Here is a 19,204-nt window from a genome sequence, read left to right on the forward strand (position 1 = left end):
GGGGTCCCTGTCGAGGGGCGGCCCGCGGGTATGCCGCGGCCCGCCCCTCTCGCACACCCACTTTTTTGTGCGTACTAGGCAGCCGGCACCCGGCCGGGAGAGGCTCGTGACACGAGGCCGGGGCGCGCGACGGCACAACGGACGGGAAGTGGAGGTTTGCTGACGATACGTCAGGCTGGGGCTTGGTGTTCGCGCTCGCGGAGCCGGTCCAGGCGGCGGTGGCCCCAGTCGGAGACGGGGCCCAGGGCCTCGGACAGGTCGCGGCCGAAGGCGGTCAGCGAGTAGACGGTCTTCGGGGGCAGCACGTCGTACACCTCCCGGTGCACCAGACCGTCCTCCTCCATCTCGCGCAGCGCCTGCGTCAGCACCTTCTCGCTCAGCCCCGGCAGCCGGCGCCGCAGGGCGGCGGGCCGGTGCGGGCCGGACTCCAGCAGCCACAACAGGGACGTCTTCCACTTGCCGTCGATCACGGCGATCGCGGCGGTCACCCCGCAGACGCCGGGGTCCTGGGCACGGCTGCGTGTCATCGGCGTCCTCGGTTCCTCACCGGGCCGTACGGCCACGTTCTCGACCACGTACTTCTCGCACACATACAGGAGTTGGAACATGTCCGCATCTCTGGACCTTCCCGCCGTCACCGTGCTCGGACTCGGGCCCATGGGCCGCTCGCTCGCCGCTGCGTTCCTGAGGGCGGGGCTGCGTACGACGGTCTGGAACCGTACGCCGGGCAGGGACCGGGAGCTGATCGCGCAGGGCGCCGCCGGCGCGGGCTCGGCGGAGGAGGCAGTGGCCGCCTCCGGCCTGACCGTGGTCTGCGTGGTCGACTACGACGCGGCCGACGCCCTGCTGCGACCCGAGCCCGTCACCCGGGCGCTGAAGGGCCGCACCGTCGTGAACCTGACCGCCGACACCCCGGGGCGGGCCCGGGACACATCCGACTGGGCGGCCGCCCACGGCATCCGCTACCTGGAAGGGGCGATCATGACCCCCGCGCCCAGCATCGGCACACCGGAAGCCGTGTTCCTGCACAGCGGCCCGCGTGCCCTCTACGACGAACACCGCGCCGTACTGGAGGCGCTGGGCGGGACGCACACCCACCTCGGTGAGGAGATCGGGCGCGCGGCGACGTTCGACATCGCGCTGCTCGACATCTTCTGGACCGCGATGGCCGGCTACGCCCACGCCGTGGCGCTCGCCCGGGCGGAAGGCGTCACGGCCGGCGAACTGGCCCCCTTCGCACAGGGCATCGGCGCGATCCTGCCGCCGCTGTTCACCAGGTTCGCCCAGGACGCCGACGACGGCACCTACTCCGGCGCCATCAACCCCATCACCTCCGCCGCCTCGGCCATGTCCCACATCATCGCCGTCTCCGAGTCCCACGGCATCGACGCGAGCGTGATGCGCGCGACGGCGGGCCTGGCCCGACGGGTCATCGACCTGGGCCATGGAAGGGACGGTTTCATCCGCGTCGCGGAGGTGCTGGGCCGCCGGTGAGGGGTGGCCGGGTGGGACGAGTCCGGGCGGTCCGGAGCCGTTACGGGGCGAGGCGCGAGGGCGCCCGGGGCCGGGGCAGTGGCGGCACAGGCCCACAACGGAGACGGATCGGCTGACCTCGGGGCGGGCTCCGGGGCGGGTGGAGGGGGCCGTCGGGCCGGGGCCGGGGCCGGCGGTCCCGTGTGCTGTGCCGGGGCCCGGGGTGGGTGGGCCCCAGCGCGGGCAGGGTTCCGAGGCCGGCGGGGTTGTGCGCCCGGGGTGGGTGTTGCGGCGAGGGCGGGCCTTCGGTCTGGTCCTGGGCTGTTGGGCCGGTGTGTGCGGCCGGATTCCGGAGGTCTGTGGTCCTGCGCTCGGCCGGGGCCCGGGGCCCGGGGCTGGTGGGCCTGCGGGCTCGGGCCGGATCCTGGAGGTCGGCCGGGCTGTGCCCTTGAGTCGGGGCCCGAGGTCGGCTGGGCTGTGTCTTGTGCGGGGTGCGACACAATGGAACGCTTCGGCGCGCCGGGTGCGGTCAGCTGCGGCGATGGTGGTGAGCTGCGGGTTTTCCGAGGCGGGCGGGCTCGGACGTGGGACGAGGAGGGGTGCGATGGAGATGGAGCTGCGGCATCTGCGGGTGCTGTGCGCGATCGCCGACGCCGGGAGCGTCGGGCGCGCGGCGACACAGCTCGGCTACTCGCAGCCCGCCGTGAGCACGCAACTGCGTCGCATCGAGCGTCACTTCGGCGAGCCGCTCTTCGAACGCGGCACGAGCGGGGTCCGGCCCACCGCCTACGGCGCGGAGGTGGTTGCTCAGGCGCGCGACGTGCTGGCCCGCGCCGATGCCATCGGCCACCGCACCGCCGCCGCGCGCCCCCGCCGCCGTACGCTGCGCGTGGCCGCGACCAACTCGCCCATGCTGTCCGGCACGGTCTCCCGCGTCCGCACCCGGCTGCCGGAGCTGTCCCTGGCGGTCAACAGCGTCTACGCCTCCTCACGGATCGTGGAGCTGCTGGAGGAGGGCGCGGTGGACGCCGCGATCGCCGCCGACTACCCGGGCATGGAGCTGCGCCACTCGGACGCGGTGAAGCATCGCGGGATCGTCACCGAGCCGACCTTCGTCGCCCTGCCCTCCCGGCACCGGCTGCGCCAGTGTGCCCAGGTGCAGCTCGCGGACCTGGCCGAGGACGCCTGGTTCGTGACCCCGGACGACGGCGCCGGCTGGCCCGGGGTGTTCTACGACGCCTGTGCGGCCGCCGGTTTCACCCCGGTCACGGTCCATGAGTTCCTCGGCGACCAGAGCCAGCTGCAGAGCATGATCGCCGACGGCCTCGGGGTGTCTCTCGTGCAGCCGACGCTGCGCCCGATCCCGCACGTCGTGGTCAAGCCGCTGGTCGGCTCGCCGCTGTGGTGCCGTTATGTGCTGGCCTGGCGGCCCGACACCGTCGACGACGAGGTCCTGGAGGCGCTGACCCAGTCCGCCTCGGCCGCGTACCGCGACCTCGTCGCCCAGGCACCGCACCTGAGGGCCTGGGCCTCGCGCACCTGGAGCGCCACCGGGGCGTAGCGGCGTGCCGGCATGCCAAGAGCGTGCCGTGATGTTATGCGGCACCGGTGTCATGTGCTATGTCACACGGCATTGTTGGGGCGGGTGGCCCGCTGAGACAGTGCCTCACACGCCTCAACACCCCACCGAGGCACATCCCTTCGTGGAGGAACCCCCCCATGCTCTATCGCTTCGCGCTGCCCGTACGCGGGCCCGGGCGTACGGCCGCACGCCTGGCTGCTGCCGCCGCCGTCGGTGTCACCGTGGCCGGCCTGCTGTCCGCACCGGCGTCGGCCGCGCCCCAGCCGCACCCCGGCACGGCCGCCACGTCCCGCGCGCACACCTCCGCCCCACCGTCGCCCACCGGCGCCACCGCACCCGTCACCGAGCGCCCGGCGAGCCAGTCCCGCCGGCTCAGCCCGGACCGGCTCCCGCCCCGGCAGCCGCTGCTGTCCCGGCCGGCCGCCCGAAGGCCGGCCACGGCGGCCTCCTGCACCCCGGCCGACTTCGGCAGTCGTACCGGCTCCGCCCTCGTCGCCTTCGTGAAGGCCTCGACCACGGACTGCGTGAACACCCTCTTCCCGGTCACCGGCCAGGACGCGCACGCCATCTTCCGCCAGGCCCAGATGCTCACCGTGGCGGCCGCGTTCACCCGCGAGGCCGGGCGGTACCGCGGCGACGACTCCGGGAGCCTGCAGCAACTGGTCCTGTTCCTGCGGGCCGGGTACTACGTGCAGTTCAACCACTCCGCGGACGTGGGCCCGTACACCTCCCGCCTCACCACCGCCGTCACCGCCGGCCTGGACGCCTTCTTCGCCCGCGCGCACGCGTACGACGTCACGGCCGCCAACGGCGACATCCTCGGCGAGACCGTCGTCCTCACCGACAGCGCCGACCAGCAGGGCAGATATCTCCCGGTCTATGAACGGCTGTTGAGCGGCTACGACAGCTCGTACGACTCCGTGGACAGCATGGTCCGGGCGGTCAACGACGTCTACACTCCGCTGTGGCGCGGCAACTGGAACCCCGACTATGTGAACGCCGTCGCCGCGGACCCGTCGATCACCGACACCCTGCACGACTTCGCGCTGGACCACACCGACCTGCTCGGCACCTCTCTGGCCTTCCTGGACTCCAATGCGGGGACGAACCTGGCCCGCTACGTCGAGCATCCCGAACTCCAGGAAGCCGTACGGCCGTTGACCAAGGACCTGCTGGACGAGTCGGAGATCACCGGCCCGACGGCCGCCCTGTGGGTCGCGGTGGCCACGCAGGCGAACGCCTACGACGGCGGCGACTGCGCGTACTACGACGTCTGCGACCTGCCCGCCAAGCTCACCGCCGCCGCGCTGCCGATCACCCACCACTGCGACGCGGCCCACACCGTCCGCGCCCAGTCCCTGACGGCCGACGACCTCGCCGCCGTATGCGCCAGCGTGCTCAACCAGGACGCCTACTTCCGGAACCTGGTCAAGGCGGACGGCGCCATACCCGGCCAGTACGTCTCCACCATCCAGCTCGTCGTCTTCGCCGACCGCGCCGACTACCAGACCTACGCCGGCGCGATCTACGGCGTCAGCACCGACAACGGCGGCATCACGCTCGACGGCGACCCGTCCGACCCGGCCAACCAACCGACGTCGATCATGTACCAGAAGGGCTCCGACGACGGCTTCACCGCCCGGATCTGGAACCTCAACCACGAGTACACGCACTTCCTGGACGCCCGCGACGACATGAAGGGCGACTTCACCCAGCAGACCTCGGTGCCGGACGTGTGGTGGATCGAGGGCCTCGCCGAGTACGTCTCCTACGGGTACCGGGGGATCGCCGACGACCAGGCGATCCAGGAGGCCGGCCGGCACACGTACAAGCTGAGCACGCTCTTCGAGAACACCTACGCCAACAGTGACGTGACCCGCACCTACCCGTGGGGCTATCTCGCCGTGCGCTACATGGCGGAGCACCACCCCGACGACGTCCAGCGGATGCTCGCCCGCTTCCGCGCCGGTGACTACGCCGGCGGGTACGCCGTCTACCACGACGGCATCGGCACCCGCTACGACGCCGACTTCGACCAGTGGCTCACGGCGTGTGCCGCGGGAGCCTGCGCCGCACCGGCGAAGGCCTGAGCGTCCGGGCCGTGCCGCACGGCGGCCGCCGACCGGAACCCCGGTCGGCGGCCGTACGCGTCTCGGCGAAAAGGATCAGACGGCCGTCGCCGGGAACGTGGGGTACTCGACGCCCGAGACGTGCTGAACGACACGGACGACCTGGCAGGAGTAGCCGAACTCGTTGTCGTACCAGAGGTAGAGGATCGCGTTGTCGCCGTCGACCTTGAGGGCGCCTGCGTCCACGATCGAGGCGTGGCGCGAGCCGATGAAGTCGCTGGAGACCGCGTCGGGCGCCGTGGTGAAGTCGATCTGGCGGCGCAGCGGCGAGGTCAGCGAGACCTCGCGCAGGTAGTCGTGGACCTCCTCGCGGGTGGTCTCACGGGACAGCTGGAGGTTGAGGATCGCGATCGAGACGTCCGGCACGGGGACGCGGATCGAGCTGCCGCTGATCTTCGCCTTGAGGTCGGGCAGCGCCTTGGCGACGGCGGAGGCGGCGCCGGTCTCGGTGATCACCATGTTGAGCGGCGCGGAGCGGCCGCGGCGCTCGGCCTTGTGGTAGTTGTCGAGCAGGTTCTGGTCGTTGGTGAACGAGTGGACGGTCTCCACGTGGCCGCGCAGCACGCCGTACTCGTCGTCCATCGCCTTCAGCGGCGGCACGATGGCGTTGGTGGTGCAGGAGGCGCAGGACAGGATCCGCTCGTCCGGCTTGACGGTGTCGTGGTTGACGCCGTGCACGATGTTGGGGACGTCGCCCTTGCCCGGCGCGGTCAGCACGACCTTGTCGATGCCGGGGCGCAGGTGCTTCGACAGGCCCTCGCGGTCACGCCACTTGCCGGTGTTGTCGATGAGGATGGCGTCCCGGATGCCGTACTCGGTGTAGTCCACGTGCGACGGGTCGTCGGCGTAGATCACCTTGATGGCGTTGCCGTTGGCGACGATGGTGCTGTCGGCCTCGTCGACGGTGATCGTGCCCTGGAACTGGCCGTGGATGGAGTCGCGGCGCAGCAGCGAGGCGCGCTTGACGATGTCCTGCGCACCGCCGCCGCGCACGACGATGGCGCGCAGCCTGAGACCGTTGCCGGAGCCGGCCTTCTCGATCAGCAGGCGGGCGACGAGCCGGCCGATGCGGCCGAAGCCGTACAGGACGACGTCGCGCGGCTCACGGCGCTCGATCTTGTTGCCACCGGTCGCGCCGGCGACGGCCTCGGCGGTGAACTCCGCGACGCCCAGGCCGCGGTCGTCGGCCTTGTAGGCGGTGGCCAGCATGCCGAGGTCGATCTGGGAGGGCCCGAGGTCGAGGGCGGTCAGGGCCTGCAGGAACGGCATGGTCTCGGTGACCGACAGCTCCGCGCCGTCGATCTGCCGGGCGAAGCGGTGCGTCTTCAGGATGCTGACCACCGACTTGTTCACCAGGGAGCGGCTGTGCAGCAGGACGGTCACGTCCCGCTCGCGGTGCAGCTTCCCGATGAGCGGGATCATCGACTCCGCGATCTCCTCGCGGATCTTCCAGTTGGTGAACGAGTCGTCGTTGACAGTCACAACATCCATCTTTCGAGCTAGGCAGCGCTCATATGTTTACCACACCCTATGTTGATCTTCCCGAGGGTCCTCGATGAGTACTGGTATGGGGTATTTGTCCTCGATTGCCCAGATTTCTGAACGAGGGGAATTTCCTGAATCAGGGTGGAAGAATGTAAGAAACCCGGGTCGCGGATTGCACGTCTTACCAGGCGTGTTCAAGGTCAAGAGGGTGAGCACCTCATCCGTACCCCGGCCCGAGTCGGCCGCTCCCGCCGGCCCCCTACGACGCCCGGCCCTGCCCCGGATCACCCGGCGCGGGACACCTGAGGGCGTGCTGCCGGCCCTCGCTCTGTTCGCGGCAGTCCGGTTTGCCGGGATTCTGGTGATGATCCTCACCAACGCGGTGCGCGGGCACCCGCTCGTCAAGAACCTCGCCCACTCCTGGGACTCCCGCTGGTATCTCCACATCGCCGAGTACGGCTACAGTCACAAGATCTGGATCACCCCGCAGGGTTCCGTACAGGCCGACTGGGCGTTCTTTCCCCTGTACCCGGGCATGATCAGGGCCCTCACCACAGTCCTGCCGCTGACCCCCGGCCAGGCCGCGCTGCTCATCTCGTGGATCGCCGCGGTCGTGGCGGCGTGGGGCGTCTACGCCATCGGTCACATGCTCTACGGGCGCGGCGTCGCCACCGCCCTGGTCGCCCTGTGGGCCGCCATGCCGCACGCCGCCGAACTGACCATCGCCTACACCGAGTCGCTGTTCGCCGCGCTCGCCATCTGGTCCCTGTACCACGTGCTCAAGGGCCGCTGGCTGTGGGCCGGGACGCTCGCCGCGCTCGCCGGCCTGGCCCGGCCCAGCGGCTTCGCGATCGCGCTGGCCGTCTCCCTCGCCGCCGGCTACGAGGCACTGCGGCAGCGCGGCCGGGTCCCGGTGAGTCTGTGGGCCGGCGCCGTGCTCGCCCCGCTGGGCTGGCTCGGCTATGTGCTGTGGGTCGGCAGCCAGACCGGAAACCTGCTCGGCGGCTACTTCACGGTGCAGAGCGCCTGGGACTCCAAGTTCGACGGCGGCGTCGGCGCGGCCAAGTTCGTCAAGGCCCTGCTGCTGCACGGCGGGGGCGTCGTCTATCCGGTGGCTCTGGTGATCGTCGCGGCGAGCATCCTGCTGTTCGCGCTGCTGTGCCTGGATCGTGCCCCGCTGGCGCTGGTGGTCTTCTCCGGCGTCCTGCTCCTGCTCGTGGTCGGCGGGTCCGGCTCCTTCTCCTCCAAGCCGCGGTTCCTGCTGCCGGCCTTCCCGCTGCTCATCCCCATGGCCCGCGCGCTGATGCGGACCTGGCGGGTCCGCCCGGCCCACGCGGTGCTCGTCTACGGCGCCCTCACCGTCGCGTCCCTGCTGTTCGGAGCCTATGTGACGACGGTGGCCAAGTCCCCGCTGTGAGCCACCGCCATCCGTCACACGGGCTCCCACTCGCGCTCGCCGCGCCCGGCCACGGCCAGGCCGGCGAGCGCCGCTGTCATCAGCAGGGCGCTGACCCAGACCGGTGAGCGGTAGCCGAGCCCGCCGTCGATCGCCGCACCGCCCAGCAGCGGGCCGAGGGCGGCGCCGACGTTCAGCGCCGACGTCGCGAACGCGCCCGCGAGGGACGGGGCGTCGGCCGCCTCGTACAGCACCTGGGTGATCAGCGTCGCACCGACGCCGAACGCCAGCAGCCCGAGGACCGGGACGAGCAGGACGGCCGCCGCCGCGTGCCCGGCGGCCAGGGCCAGCAGCACCCAGCCGGCCGACAGCGCCGCCCCGCCCGCCCGCAGGACCGGCACGGCCCGCCGGTCCGCGAGCCGGCCCGCCGAAGCCACCCCGGCGAACGCGCCGGCGCCGAACAGCGCCAGCACGCCCGGCAGCCACCCGGCGCCGAGCCCGGTCACCTCCGTGGCCAGCGGGGCAAGGTAGGTGAAGGTGCAGAAGGTGGCCCCGTTGACCAGCGCGCCGAGGCCCAGCGTCATCAGCAGCCGGGGCCGGCGCAGTACCCGCAGCTCCGCGCGTGCCCCGATGCCGGGCGCGGCGGGCTCGGTCAGGCCGCCCGGCACCGAGCGGGCGATCGCGGCCAGTGCCGGTGCGGACAGCAGGGCCACCGCCCAGAACGCCGAGCGCCAGCCCAGCGACTGCCCCAGGGCGGCGCCGGCGGGCACGCCCACCACACAGGCGAGCGTGGTGCCGCCGAGCAGGACCGAGGTGGCCCGGCCCTTGGCGTCGGGCGCGACCATGCCGGTCGCCGCCGTCAGCCCCACGGCCAGGAAACCGGCGTCGGCGAGGGCCGCGAGGACCCGGGTGGCCAGCAGGACACCGAAGTCGGAGGTGAGCGCCCCGACCACATGGACCGCCAGGAACACGCTCAGGAACACCAGCAGCGTCTGCCGTGCCGGCCGGCGCCGGCCGAGCAACGCCATCAGCGGCGCCCCGGCGGTCATGCCGGCGGCGAAGGCGGACGTGAGCGTGCCCGCGGCGGGGACGGAGACCCCGAGGTCCCGGGCGATGTCCGGCACCAGGCCGGACAGCATGAACTCGGACGTGCCCTGGGCGAAGACGGCCAGCCCGAGCAGATAGAGAGCCAAAGGCATGAAGACTCCACACACCGTGTCGCGGACGGGGGCGAGAACGCGGACCCGTGACGCTCACGACCGGTGCGTGCGGTCGTTCACGACAGGCGAGTGCAGTCGGAATCGGACATCCAGCCGAGCGCACGGGTCACCGCGTGCGGAACGGCGGTCCGGTGAAGGCGTGGTTGTGCGGCTCGCGCCATGAGAAGAACGACGAGAACGCCACCGGACGGCCGGTGGCTAACCTCTGGATGCCTCGGGACTCGACACGGATGGCACGCTAACGCCCGGACACGGACCGGTGCCACCCGATTTCGGCATGACCCCGAGGCTCCCTCTCAGGGCGGAAATATCAGATATCGGTAAAATCTAGACGTTTGCCGAAGATTCAGGTGGTCGGCCGCCGAGGGTCACCGCCGTGCCGGAAGTGATCGATGCCCCGCAAGCGCCCCATGGACGAAGGCGACGAGCTGCTGGCCCGGCTCGGCTCGCTCACCGCCCAGGCACGCCGGCGCGCGGAGCTGCAGCGCAGCCAGGTCGAGCTGGCCATCGCCCTGCAGCGCGGCATGTTGCCCCGGGACCTGCCCACCGCCCCCGGCCTGCACCTCGCTGTGCGCTACACCCCGGCGAACCTCGGCCTCAACGTGGGCGGTGACTGGTACGACGCCTTCGCCCTGCCCGACGGCCGGATCGGGCTGGCGATCGGCGACGTCCAGGGGCACAACATCGAGGCCGCCGCCTTCATGGGGCAGGTGCGGGCCGGACTGCGCGCCCTCGCCTCGGTCACCAGCGACCCCGGTGAACTGCTCGCCCGCACGAACGAGCTGTTGCTCGCCCTGGGCAGCGATCTGTTCGCCACCTGCACCTTCATGCGCCTCGACCTGGCCACCGGGGTGCTGGAGAGCGCCCGGGCCGGCCACATCCCCTTCGTGTGGGCCACGGCGGACGGCAAGTCGGGTGTCGTCGACGACGAAGGCGGGCCGCCGCTCGGCATCGAGTCGGGCATGGAGTACCCGGTGACCCGGCACCGGCTGACCACGGGCGGGGTGTTCGTCCTGCTCACCGACGGCGTGGTCGAGGGACCGTCGCTGACCGTCGAGGACGGGCTCGACCAGGTGGTGCGCCTCGCCGGCATCGCCGCCGTCGCGAGCCTGGAGGTGCACGCACTGGCCGCCGCCGTGATCAAGGGCGCCGAGAGCGTCGGACACGAGGACGACGCGGCCGTCCTCGTCGTCGGCCTGGACGGCCCCCGCTCCCCTTCCTGACCGTCGTGGCGTGAGGGTGGGCGGGCCGTGTCCTTGGCGGGGGTGTCCTGTGGTGGGCTCGGGCGGGCCCTGTCCCCGGCAGGCCGTGACGGTCACTGCCGGCCCGCACCGGCGCTGCCCCCCGCCCCGGTCCGGGGCATCCCGGCATTACGCCATAGGGCTGGACGGCACCCGGTCTCGCCTCGCCGAGCCGGGGCCGGCGGTGTGAGATTGCTGCTGTGGTGGGCAACGAGGATCTGCGCCGGCGAGGCGGCTCCGTCGTCCAGGTGCTGGTCGTCGGTGCCTGCTACTTCGCCGCGGGCCGGATCGGGCTCATACGTGAGCTGGTCGTCGAGGGCGCGGTCGTCACCCCCGTCTATCCCGCCAGCGGCGTCGCGGTCGCCGCCCTGCTGATCCTCGGCACGCGCTGCTGGCCCGGCATCACGATCGGCGCCTTCTTCGTCGTGCTGTCCATCGTCATCCCCCGCATCGACGTGCTCGTCACCGTCGCCGGCCAGACCGCGGCGCCGGTGTGCGCGGCCCTGCTGCTGCGCCGGGCCCGGTTCCACCCCGACCTCGGCCGGTTACGCGACGGCCTCGCCCTGGTGTTCCTGGGCGCGCTCGGCGCCATGCTGATCAGCGCGACCGTGGGCGTCGGCCTGCTCGTCGTCACGGGCCACCTGGCCGCGCACAGCTTCTGGCCGGTCTGGCTGGCCTGGTGGGTGGGCGATGCGATGGGCGTCCTGATCGTGACCCCGCTCCTGCTGTCGCTGGGCAACGCCCGCCGGCCGCTGCCCACGGCCCGCTGGAAGGAGGCGACCGCGCTCGCCGTCATCGCCTGCGCGCTGCTGCCGCTGGCCGTCTACAGCTCGCTCAGCCTGCTCTACCTCGTCTACCCGCTGCTCATCTGGACCGCCCTGCGCTTCCAGCTGGTGGGCAGCGTGCTGTGCGCGCTGCTGACCTCCGTGCTGGCCACGGTCGCCGCCACGGACGCCGTCGGCGCCTTCGCCGGGCTGAGCCGGATCGAGGTCATGGCCAAACTCCAGGCGTTCAACGGCTCGATGGCCCTGACCGCGCTGCTGCTGTCCGCCGTGATCACCGAGCAGCGCAACACCCGCAGCTCCGTGGAGAAGGCCTGCCAGGAGCTGGTCGAGGTCCTGGAACACCTCACCGCGGGCGAGGCCCCGCCGCCGCGCCCGCAACCGGACGACGAGGGCCCGGAGAACCCACGCCCCGGCCGTCTCCCACCGGCCTCGTGAGGGCCGCGTCATTGCTTACGCTTGATTGAACAGTCCAGACTGATAAACCTATCGTTATCACCATGGACACGGTTGCACTCGCCGCCGGGCTCCGGCTGGCCATGGGCCGGATCGTCCGGCGACTGCGGCAGGCGCACGCGGTCGGGGACGTGTCGCTCTCCGAGGTCTCGGTGCTGGCGCGGCTCGCCCGTGGCGGCCCGGACTCGCCCGGGTCGCTCGCCGAACTGGAGCGGGTCCGGCCGCAGGCCATGGCCAGTACGCTCGCCGGGCTCGAACAGCGCGGGCTGGTGAGCCGTGCCCCCGACGCGGCCGACGGGCGCCGGGCCATCGTCTCCCTCACCGACGAGGGACGGACCATGCTGGAGCAGCGCCGCTCCGAGTCCGTGAGCCGGCTCGCCCACGCCCTGGACGACTTCACCCCGCGCGAACGGCAGGCCCTGCAGGACGTCCTGCCCCTGCTCGACCGACTGGCGGAACGGCTGTGAGCGGCACGGGGCCCGCTCCGAACGGCGCCAGGCCCGCATCGGCCGGGGCCCGGCCCGCTCCGGACGGCCCCGGCGCGGCCGGCGGTATACGGTCCCGGCTGCTCGCTCGTGCCGCCCGGCTGCGGGACACGTCCCCGGGACCCGGTTACAAGTGGATCGCCCTCTCCAACACCACGCTGGGCGTGCTGATCGCCACGATGGACGCGTCGATCGTGATCATCTCGTTGCCGGCGATCTTCCGCGGGATCGGCCTGGACCCGCTCGCGGCCGGCAACATCGGCTATCTGCTGTGGATGATCCTCGGCTATCTGCTGGTCTCGGCCGTCCTGGTGGTCGTGCTCGGCCGGCTCGGCGACATGTTCGGCCGGGTCCGGATCTACAACCTGGGCTTCCTGGTCTTCGCGTGTGCCTCCGTCGCCCTGTCCCTCGACCCGTTCCGGGCCGGCGCGGGCGCGCTGTGGCTGATCCTGTGGCGCATCGTGCAGGCCTTCGGCGGGTCCATGCTCACCGCCAACTCGGCCGCCATCCTCACCGATGCCTTCCCGGCCCGGCAGCGCGGCATGGCCCTCGGCATCAACCAGATCACCGCGCTCGCCGGGCAGTTCCTCGGTCTGCTCGCCGGGGGTCTGCTGGCCGCGGTCGACTGGCGGGCGGTGTTCTGGGTGAGCGTCCCGGTCAGTGTCACCGGCACCGTCTGGTCGTATCTGAGCCTGCGCGAGACCGCGGCCGGCGCACGCGGCCGGATCGACTGGCTCGGCAACCTCACCTTCGCCTGCGGCGCCGGCGTCCTGCTCGCCGGCATCACCTACGGCATCCAGCCCTACGGCGGCCACTCCACCGGCTGGACCAGCCCCTGGGTCCTCACCGGACTCCTCGGCGGCCTCTTCCTGCTGCTGGTGTTCGCCCTCGTCGAGACCCGGGTCGCCGAGCCCATGTTCCGGCTGTCGCTGTTCACGGTGCGGGCGTTCGCCGCCGGCAACCTGGCCGCGCTGCTGACCGCGATCGCCCGGGGCGGGCTGCAGTTCATGCTCATCATCTGGCTCCAGGGCATGTGGCTGCCGCTGCACGGCTACGCCTTCGAGGACACTCCGCTGTGGGCCGGCATCTTCATGCTGCCGCTCACCCTCGGCTTCCTGATCGCCGGGCCCGTCTCCGGCTATCTGTCCGACCGGTTCGGCGCCCGGCTCTTCTCCACCGCCGGGCTGCTCGTGGTCGCCGGGTCCTTCCTCGGCCTGCTCGCGCTGCCGGTGAACTTCGACTACGGCGTCTTCGCGGCGCTGCTGCTGCTCAACGGGCTGGGCCAGGGCATGTTCTCGGCGCCCAACACCTCCGCCGTCATGGGCAGCGTGCCGGCCCGCCACCGGGGCGTGGCCTCCGGGATGCGCTCCACCTTCCAGAACTCCGGTACGGCGCTGTCCATCGGGGTCTTCTTCTCGCTGATGGTGTCCGGCCTCGCCGCCACCCTGCCGAGGACGCTCGCCCAGGGGCTCCATGCCCATGGCGTTCCCGCCGGCACCGCCCACGAGGTGGCCTCGCTGCCGCCCGTCAGCACCCTGTTCGCCACCTTCCTCGGCAACAACCCCGTCGGCCACCTGCTCGGCTCGGGCGGCACCCTGGACCAGCTGACCGCGGCCCAGCGCACCACCCTGACCGGGCACACCTTCTTCCCCGAACTGGTCTCCGGGCCTTTCCACCACGGCCTGACGATCGTCTTCTGCGTCGCCGCCGGCATGGCCCTGGTCTCCGCCCTCGCCTCCGCCCTGCGCGGCGGCCACGAGCGCGCCCCCGGCACAGGCCCGACGGCCGGGAGCGACACGGAAGGACAGCCCTCGCGGCGCACGGCGCGCGTCCCCAAGCGCCGGTGAGCGCCGGTCCTGTTCGACGCGGACGCCGTCAGTCCGCGCGCCGCCTGCGCACGAAGTGCCGTACGACGAGGGCCGCGACGAGGACGGCGGCGGCGATGACGGCGTAGAGCAGATAACGGTTGACCTCGTCGTAGATCACCGTGATGTGACTGCCCGCCACATAGGCCAGGGCCGTCCACAGGCCCACCCACAGGGCCGCCCCGAGGGCGTTGAAGGCGAGGAAGCGGCGCCAGTGCATCCCGGAGGTGCCGGCGATGATGCCGTTGGCCTGGCGCAGGCCCTCGATGAACCGGGCCACGGTGACGATCTTGCCGCCGTGCCGGGCGAAGAACTCCTCGGCGGCCGCGAACCGTTCCGGCGTCAGGAAGACGTACTTCCCCCACCGGTGCACGAACGCCCGTCCGCCGAAATGGCCGATCAGATAGCCGATGTTGTCCCCGATGACGGCCGCGGCGAAGGCGATGGCGGCGACCGCGACGATGTTCAGCCGGCCCGCGCCCGCGTACACCCCCGCCGCGATCAGCATCGTCTCGCCGGGCGCGGGCACCCCGAAGTCCTCCACCAGGACCACGGCCCCCACCGCCCAGTAGCCGTAATGTTCGAGCAGCGGCGCCAGATGAGCCAGCGGGCCTGGGAGCGGAGGGGCGGACATGGCACCACGGTACGTCCGGGCGGGCCGCTCCCGGGCGGCGGCCGGTCAGGGGCGGGCCATCGTGTCCTCCTCCGGTACCACGGAGCGCGGCCCCTCGGCCGGCACCGTCCGCCCGCCCGGCCGTCCGGTCAGCCGGCGCGCGACCGGCTCGGTGTACCGGGCGGTCAGCGGGCCGAGGACGACGAGGATCAGCACATAGGCCGTGGCCAGCGGACCGAGATCGGAGTCGATCCCGGAGGTGACCGCGAGTCCGGCGATGACGATGGAGAACTCGCCGCGCGCGACCAGAGTGCCGCCGGCCCGCCAGCGGCCCCGGACCGAGACGCCCGCGCGCCGGGCCGCCCAGTACCCCGTCGCGATCTTGGTGAGGGCGGTCACCACGGCCAGCGCGAGCGCGGGCAGCAGGACTGGCGGGATGCTCGCCGGGTCGGTGTGGAGGCCGAAGAAGACGAAGAACACCGCCGCGAACAGATCCCGCAGCGGTGCGAGCAGAAGGTGGGCGCCCTCGGCGACCTCGCCGGACAGCGCGATGCCGACCAGGAACGCGCCGACGGCCGCCGAGACCTGGAGCTGTTGCGCGACACCGGCGACCAGCAGCGTCAGCCCGAGCACCACGAGCAGCAGCTTCTCCGGGTCGTCGCTGGAGACGAAGCGCGAGATGTGCCGGCCGAACCGCACCGCCACCAGCAGGACCACGCCCGCCACGCCGAGCGCGACACCCAGCGTGAGGCTGCCGGCGGCGAGGCCGGTGCCGGCCAGCAGGGCCGTGACGACCGGCAGATAGACCGCCATGGACAGATCCTCCAGCACCAGGATGCTGAGGATCACCGGTGTCTCGCGGTTGCCGAGGCGGCCCAGGTCGCCGAGGACCTTGGCGATGACCCCGGAGGAGGAGATCCAGGTGATGCCGGCGAGGACGACGGCGGCGATCGGGCCCCAGCCCAGCAGCAGGGCCGTCGCGGCGCCGGGCAGGGCGTTGAGGGCGGCGTCGACGAGGCCGGCCGGGTACTGCGTCTTGAGGTTGGAGACCAGGTCGCCGGCCGTGTACTCCAGGCCCAGCATGAGCAGCAGCAGGATGACGCCGATCTCGGCGCCGATCGCCACGAACTCCTCGCTGGCGCCGAGCGGCAGCAGCCCGCCCTCGCCGAAGGCCAGCCCGGCCAGCAGATACAGCGGGATCGGCGAGAACCTGAGACGCGCGGCGAGCCGGCCCAGCAGGCCGAGGCCGAGGATGATGGCACCGAACTCGATCAGGAAGACCGCGGAGGAGTGCACGCGCTCACACCCGCCCGAGTATCGCGGCGGCCGCGTCGGCACCCTCGCGGGTGCCGATCACGATCAGTGTGTCCCCGCCGCCCAGCCGGAAGCCGGGGCCGGGGGAGGGGATGGCCGCGGCGCGGCGCAGAACGGCCACGATCGACACGCCGGTCTCGGTGCGCATCCGGGTCTCGCCGAGCAGCCGGCCGTTCCAGTACGAGACCGAGGACAGCTCGATCCGCTCGGCCACCAGGCCCAGTTCTGTCGTGGACAGCAGGCTGGGGCTGTGGTGGGCCGGTTTCAGCGTGCCGGCCAGCGCCTCCGCCTCCTGGCCGGTGAGGTGGACCGACAGCGCGCAGGCGTCGGGGTCGTCGCCCCGGTAGGCGCTCAGTGTCCTCGACCCGTCCCGGTGGGCCACCACCGACAGTCTGCGCTGCTCCCGGGTCGTCAGGTCGTACCGGACCCCGATGCCCGGCAACGGTGTACTCGTCGTGCGTGCGCCGCCCACAGCCGCCCCCTGCCCGCTTGGAGATTTCTTGGTGAAATCATTGCCGGAACCTTATCTCGACGACTCACGGCCGCTGAGGGGTCCGGCCGGGCGGAGGGTGGCTACGCGTCGGGGCGCGCGACGGCCTCGTCGTCCTCGGGGAGGGGCTGGCATGTGCGGCACAGCTCGTGGTCCCCGTCGCGCGTGACGACGGTTCCCCAGCCGAGGCACATCTCGCACTCGCGGGCGAGTTCCAGGTCGGGGCGGGGAGTCAGGAGGGGGCTGTGGTGGGCTCCGTGTGCCATGAGGCGTGCGGCTCCTCGGGCGTCGCGGGGTGTTCTGCCTGGGCGCTGACAACGCTGTCAACCGTTCCCAATTATGTCGGACTTATCCCTTATGTCTGTGATGCATGTCACATGGAGCCGTCCCATTCGGAATCCGTGGGTCAGCCGAGGTTGCCGAGCCGCGCCTCCCGCCACAGGTCCACGCCGCCGTCGGTCGCGTACGTGTCGATCTCGGCCAGTTCCTCGGTGCTGAAGTCGAGGTTCTCCAGGGCCGCGACGTTCTGCTCCAGCTGCTCGGTCCGCGAGGCGCCGATGACCAGGGATGTCACCCGCTCGTCGCGCAGCGCCCAGGCCAGCGCCAGCTGGGCCAGGGTCTGGCCGCGCCGGGCCGCGATGTCGTTCAGGGCGCGCAGCCGGTGCAGCGTGTCGTCCGTCAGCCAGGCAGGGTCGAACGACGTGCCCTGCGCGGCGCGCGAGTCCTGCGGCACGCCGTCGAGGTAACGGCCCGTCAGCAGCCCCTGGGCGAGCGCCGTGAAGCCGATGACCCCGAAGCCCTCCTCCTCGGCCGCGTCCAGCAGGCCGTCGGTCTCGATCCAGCGGTTGAGCATGCTGTACGACGGCTGGTGGATCAGCAGCGGGGTGCCCAGCTCGCGCAGGATCGCGGCCGCCTGCCGGGTGCGCTCGGCGTCGTAGGAGGAGATGCCGACGTAGAGGGCCTTGCCCTGGCGCACTGCGGTGTCGAGCGCGCCCATCGTCTCCTCCAGCGGCGTGCTCGCGTCCAGCCGGTGGGAGTAGAAGATGTCGACGTAGTCCACGCCCATGCGGCGCAGCGACTGGTCCAGCGAGGCCAGTACGTACTTGCGGGAGCCGCCGCCCTGTCCGTACGGGCCGGGCCACATGTCCCAGCCGGCCTTGGTGGAGATCACCAGCTCGTCCCGGTACGGCGCGAGGTCACGCTTCAGCAGCCGGCCGAAGTTGAGCTCGGCCGCGCCGTACGGCGGACCGTAGTTGTTGGCCAGGTCGTGGTGGGTGATCCCGAGGTCGAAGGCGCGCAGGGCGATCTCGCGCTGGGTCTCGAAGGGGCGGTCGTCGCCGAAGTTGTGCCAGTAGCCGAGCGACAGGACCGGCAGGTCCAGTCCTGAGCGGCCGGTGCGCCGGTAACGCATGGTGCCGTCGTAGCGAGCGGGATCAGCGACGTGGGTCATCGGGTCTTTCTCCGGGTGGTGCCGTAGGGGAGCCCCTCCGGGTGCGGACGGGCTCGTCCACCCTGCTCCGGCGCCCTGTGCAAGTCCAACCGCCGTCCCGGATGGGATTGAGCGCTTCCGTTTCTGAATCGGGCGCCTCGCGGGGTGATTGTTCGATCCTACGAACTTCAAGCCGACCGGGTTACCGACCTCCCCGGCTTTTGATAGGAAACTTTCCTACCAGTACTGCACGGACCAACTCCCCACCCCCCGCCTCGACTTGGAGTCTCTGTGGTGCACGCAGACCGCGACACAGCCCCCGCCATCATCTCTCGCCGCACCGTCGTCGCCGCGCTCGGCGCCGCCGTCGCCTCCGGCGCCCTGATCGGAACCCAGCGCGCGACCGCGGCCCCCTCGGCGCGGGCCGCCGCGACGGGCCTCGACGACCCGGCGAAGAAGGAGATCGCCATGGAACTCGTGTCGAGCGCGGAGAACTCCTCGCTCGACTGGAAGGCCCAGTACAAGTACATCGAGGACATCGGTGACGGCCGCGGGTACACCGCCGGCATCATCGGCTTCTGCTCCGGCACCGGCGACATGCTCGACCTCGTCCAGCTCTACGCCGGCCGCAGGCCCGGCAACGTCCTCGCCAAATACCTGCCCGCCCTGCGCAAGGTCAACGGCAGCGACTCGCACGCCGGCCTCGACCCCGACTACCCCAGGGACTGGCGCACGGCGGCCAAGGACACCGTCTTCCAGCAGTGCCAGAACGACGAACGCGACCGGGTCTACTTCAACCCCGCGGTCGCGCAGGGCAAGGCGGACGGTCTGCGCACCCTCGGCCAGTTCTGCTACTACGACGCCATCGTGATGCACGGCGACGGCGACGACCCCACCAGCTTCCGGAACATCCGCAAGCGGGCCCTGCGCAGCGCCGAGCCGCCGGCGCAGGGCGGCGACGAGACGAGGTACCTCAACGCCTTCCTCGACGCCCGGGTGTGGGCCATGAAGCAGGAGGAGGCGCACAGCGACACCAGCCGCGTCGACACCGAGCAGCGGGTGTTCCTGCGCAAGGGCAACCTGGACCTGAACACCCCGCTCGACTGGAAGACGTACGGGGACAGTTACCACATCGGCTGACGGCGCCACGCGGCGTGCGGCAGGCCGTCGGACGCGGATCCCGCAGACCCGCGTCGCCACTGGCGGCCTGCCTGCGCCGGCATCGGGCGAACCTCTCTGCGAAC

The 19,204-nt window shown here is 71.8% G+C and carries 17 protein-coding genes; 9 read left to right on the forward strand and 8 right to left on the reverse strand.

Features of this window, described 5'->3' with window-relative positions:
- Nucleotides 1–170: 170 nt before the first annotated feature.
- Nucleotides 171–527 (reverse strand): winged helix-turn-helix transcriptional regulator, encoded by a 357-nt coding sequence (locus O1G22_RS38520; RefSeq protein ID WP_270086651.1) that lies wholly within the window; start codon nt 525–527, stop codon nt 171–173.
- A 79-nt stretch (nt 528–606) separates the two neighbouring features.
- Between O1G22_RS38520 and O1G22_RS38525 the strand changes: the two genes are divergently transcribed.
- The 3 genes from O1G22_RS38525 (at nt 607) to O1G22_RS38535 (ending at nt 5,145) form a co-directional block, all read left to right on the forward strand.
- The gene (locus tag O1G22_RS38525) at nt 607–1,494 is read left to right on the forward strand and encodes an NAD(P)-dependent oxidoreductase (RefSeq protein WP_270085548.1); all 888 of its coding nucleotides are present in this window, start codon (nt 607–609) and stop codon (nt 1,492–1,494) included.
- Between the two features lie 583 nt (nt 1,495–2,077).
- Nucleotides 2,078–3,034 carry a LysR family transcriptional regulator gene (locus O1G22_RS38530; protein ID WP_225094877.1) on the forward strand — a complete coding sequence of 319 codons (957 nt, stop codon included), beginning with the start codon at nt 2,078–2,080 and terminating at the stop codon, nt 3,032–3,034.
- A gap of 158 nt (nt 3,035–3,192) precedes the next feature.
- Nucleotides 3,193–5,145, forward strand: a complete 1,953-nt coding sequence (locus tag O1G22_RS38535; protein WP_270085549.1) for a collagenase — start codon at nt 3,193–3,195, stop codon at nt 5,143–5,145.
- Nucleotides 5,146–5,220: 75 nt separating this feature from the next.
- On the opposite strand, the gene O1G22_RS38540 is transcribed toward O1G22_RS38535, so the two are convergent.
- Complete coding sequence (locus O1G22_RS38540; RefSeq protein ID WP_270085550.1) at nt 5,221–6,666, reverse strand: glyceraldehyde-3-phosphate dehydrogenase; 1,446 nt, start codon at nt 6,664–6,666, stop codon at nt 5,221–5,223.
- A gap of 193 nt (nt 6,667–6,859) precedes the next feature.
- On the opposite strand from O1G22_RS38540, the gene O1G22_RS38545 reads away from it, so the two are divergent.
- On the forward strand, nt 6,860–8,086 hold the full coding sequence (locus O1G22_RS38545; protein ID WP_428986446.1) for a hypothetical protein: 1,227 nt from the start codon (nt 6,860–6,862) through the stop codon (nt 8,084–8,086).
- A gap of 14 nt (nt 8,087–8,100) precedes the next feature.
- Here O1G22_RS38545 and O1G22_RS38550 read toward each other — a convergent pair whose 3' ends face one another.
- Nucleotides 8,101–9,264 carry a Cmx/CmrA family chloramphenicol efflux MFS transporter gene (locus O1G22_RS38550; protein WP_270085552.1) on the reverse strand — a complete coding sequence of 388 codons (1,164 nt, stop codon included), beginning with the start codon at nt 9,262–9,264 and terminating at the stop codon, nt 8,101–8,103.
- Nucleotides 9,265–9,677: 413 nt separating this feature from the next.
- Between O1G22_RS38550 and O1G22_RS38555 the strand changes: the two genes are divergently transcribed.
- From O1G22_RS38555 to O1G22_RS38570, 4 genes are all read left to right on the forward strand, one after another.
- Nucleotides 9,678–10,508: a PP2C family protein-serine/threonine phosphatase gene (locus tag O1G22_RS38555; RefSeq protein WP_270085553.1), complete on the forward strand. Its 831-nt coding sequence runs from the start codon at nt 9,678–9,680 to the stop codon at nt 10,506–10,508.
- Between the two features lie 218 nt (nt 10,509–10,726).
- Nucleotides 10,727–11,746 carry an MASE1 domain-containing protein gene (locus O1G22_RS38560; RefSeq protein WP_270085554.1) on the forward strand — a complete coding sequence of 340 codons (1,020 nt, stop codon included), beginning with the start codon at nt 10,727–10,729 and terminating at the stop codon, nt 11,744–11,746.
- A gap of 62 nt (nt 11,747–11,808) precedes the next feature.
- Entirely contained in the window at nt 11,809–12,231 is a 423-nt protein-coding gene (locus O1G22_RS38565) for a MarR family winged helix-turn-helix transcriptional regulator (RefSeq protein ID WP_270085555.1), read from the forward strand.
- A 197-nt stretch (nt 12,232–12,428) separates the two neighbouring features.
- Entirely contained in the window at nt 12,429–14,096 is a 1,668-nt protein-coding gene (locus O1G22_RS38570; protein ID WP_428986531.1) for an MFS transporter, read from the forward strand.
- Between the two features lie 28 nt (nt 14,097–14,124).
- On the opposite strand, the gene O1G22_RS38575 is transcribed toward O1G22_RS38570, so the two are convergent.
- The 5 genes from O1G22_RS38575 to mgrA all read right to left on the reverse strand — a co-directional run bounded on the left by O1G22_RS38575 (nt 14,125) and on the right by mgrA (nt 17,981).
- Nucleotides 14,125–14,748 carry a DedA family protein gene (locus O1G22_RS38575; protein ID WP_270085556.1) on the reverse strand — a complete coding sequence of 208 codons (624 nt, stop codon included), beginning with the start codon at nt 14,746–14,748 and terminating at the stop codon, nt 14,125–14,127.
- Nucleotides 14,749–14,793: 45 nt separating this feature from the next.
- Nucleotides 14,794–16,023 carry a cation:proton antiporter gene (locus O1G22_RS38580; protein ID WP_270085557.1) on the reverse strand — a complete coding sequence of 410 codons (1,230 nt, stop codon included), beginning with the start codon at nt 16,021–16,023 and terminating at the stop codon, nt 14,794–14,796.
- A gap of 4 nt (nt 16,024–16,027) precedes the next feature.
- Nucleotides 16,028–16,513: a cation:proton antiporter regulatory subunit gene (locus O1G22_RS38585; protein ID WP_270085558.1), complete on the reverse strand. Its 486-nt coding sequence runs from the start codon at nt 16,511–16,513 to the stop codon at nt 16,028–16,030.
- 101 nt (nt 16,514–16,614) lie between these two features.
- The gene (locus tag O1G22_RS38590; protein WP_270085559.1) at nt 16,615–16,797 is read right to left on the reverse strand and encodes a hypothetical protein; all 183 of its coding nucleotides are present in this window, start codon (nt 16,795–16,797) and stop codon (nt 16,615–16,617) included.
- 140 nt (nt 16,798–16,937) lie between these two features.
- On the reverse strand, nt 16,938–17,981 hold the full coding sequence (mgrA, locus tag O1G22_RS38595) for an L-glyceraldehyde 3-phosphate reductase (RefSeq protein ID WP_270085560.1): 1,044 nt from the start codon (nt 17,979–17,981) through the stop codon (nt 16,938–16,940).
- 270 nt (nt 17,982–18,251) lie between these two features.
- Here mgrA and O1G22_RS38600 point away from each other — a divergent pair, with 270 nt between their 5' ends.
- Nucleotides 18,252–19,100, forward strand: coding sequence for a chitosanase (locus O1G22_RS38600; RefSeq protein WP_270085561.1), 849 nt, complete (start codon nt 18,252–18,254; stop codon nt 19,098–19,100).
- Nucleotides 19,101–19,204: the final 104 nt, after the last annotated feature.

The organism is Streptomyces camelliae (genome assembly GCF_027625935.1).
Taxonomy (GTDB): domain Bacteria; phylum Actinomycetota; class Actinomycetes; order Streptomycetales; family Streptomycetaceae; genus Streptomyces; species Streptomyces camelliae.

Coding starts and splice junctions, on each gene's coding strand:
- O1G22_RS38535 (WP_270085549.1), top strand. CDS start 3,193: ATGCTCTATCGCTTCGCGCTGCCCGTACGCGGGCCCGGGCGTACGGCC.
- mgrA (WP_270085560.1), bottom strand. CDS start 17,981: ATGACCCACGTCGCTGATCCCGCTCGCTACGACGGCACCATGCGTTAC.
- O1G22_RS38530 (WP_225094877.1), top strand. CDS start 2,078: ATGGAGATGGAGCTGCGGCATCTGCGGGTGCTGTGCGCGATCGCCGAC.
- O1G22_RS38550 (WP_270085552.1), bottom strand. CDS start 9,264: ATGCCTTTGGCTCTCTATCTGCTCGGGCTGGCCGTCTTCGCCCAGGGC.
- O1G22_RS38520 (WP_270086651.1), bottom strand. CDS start 527: ATGACACGCAGCCGTGCCCAGGACCCCGGCGTCTGCGGGGTGACCGCC.
- O1G22_RS38525 (WP_270085548.1), top strand. CDS start 607: ATGTCCGCATCTCTGGACCTTCCCGCCGTCACCGTGCTCGGACTCGGG.
- O1G22_RS38565 (WP_270085555.1), top strand. CDS start 11,809: ATGGACACGGTTGCACTCGCCGCCGGGCTCCGGCTGGCCATGGGCCGG.
- O1G22_RS38590 (WP_270085559.1), bottom strand. CDS start 16,797: ATGGCACACGGAGCCCACCACAGCCCCCTCCTGACTCCCCGCCCCGAC.
- O1G22_RS38570 (WP_428986531.1), top strand. CDS start 12,429: ATGGACGCGTCGATCGTGATCATCTCGTTGCCGGCGATCTTCCGCGGG.
- O1G22_RS38575 (WP_270085556.1), bottom strand. CDS start 14,748: ATGTCCGCCCCTCCGCTCCCAGGCCCGCTGGCTCATCTGGCGCCGCTG.
- O1G22_RS38555 (WP_270085553.1), top strand. CDS start 9,678: ATGCCCCGCAAGCGCCCCATGGACGAAGGCGACGAGCTGCTGGCCCGG.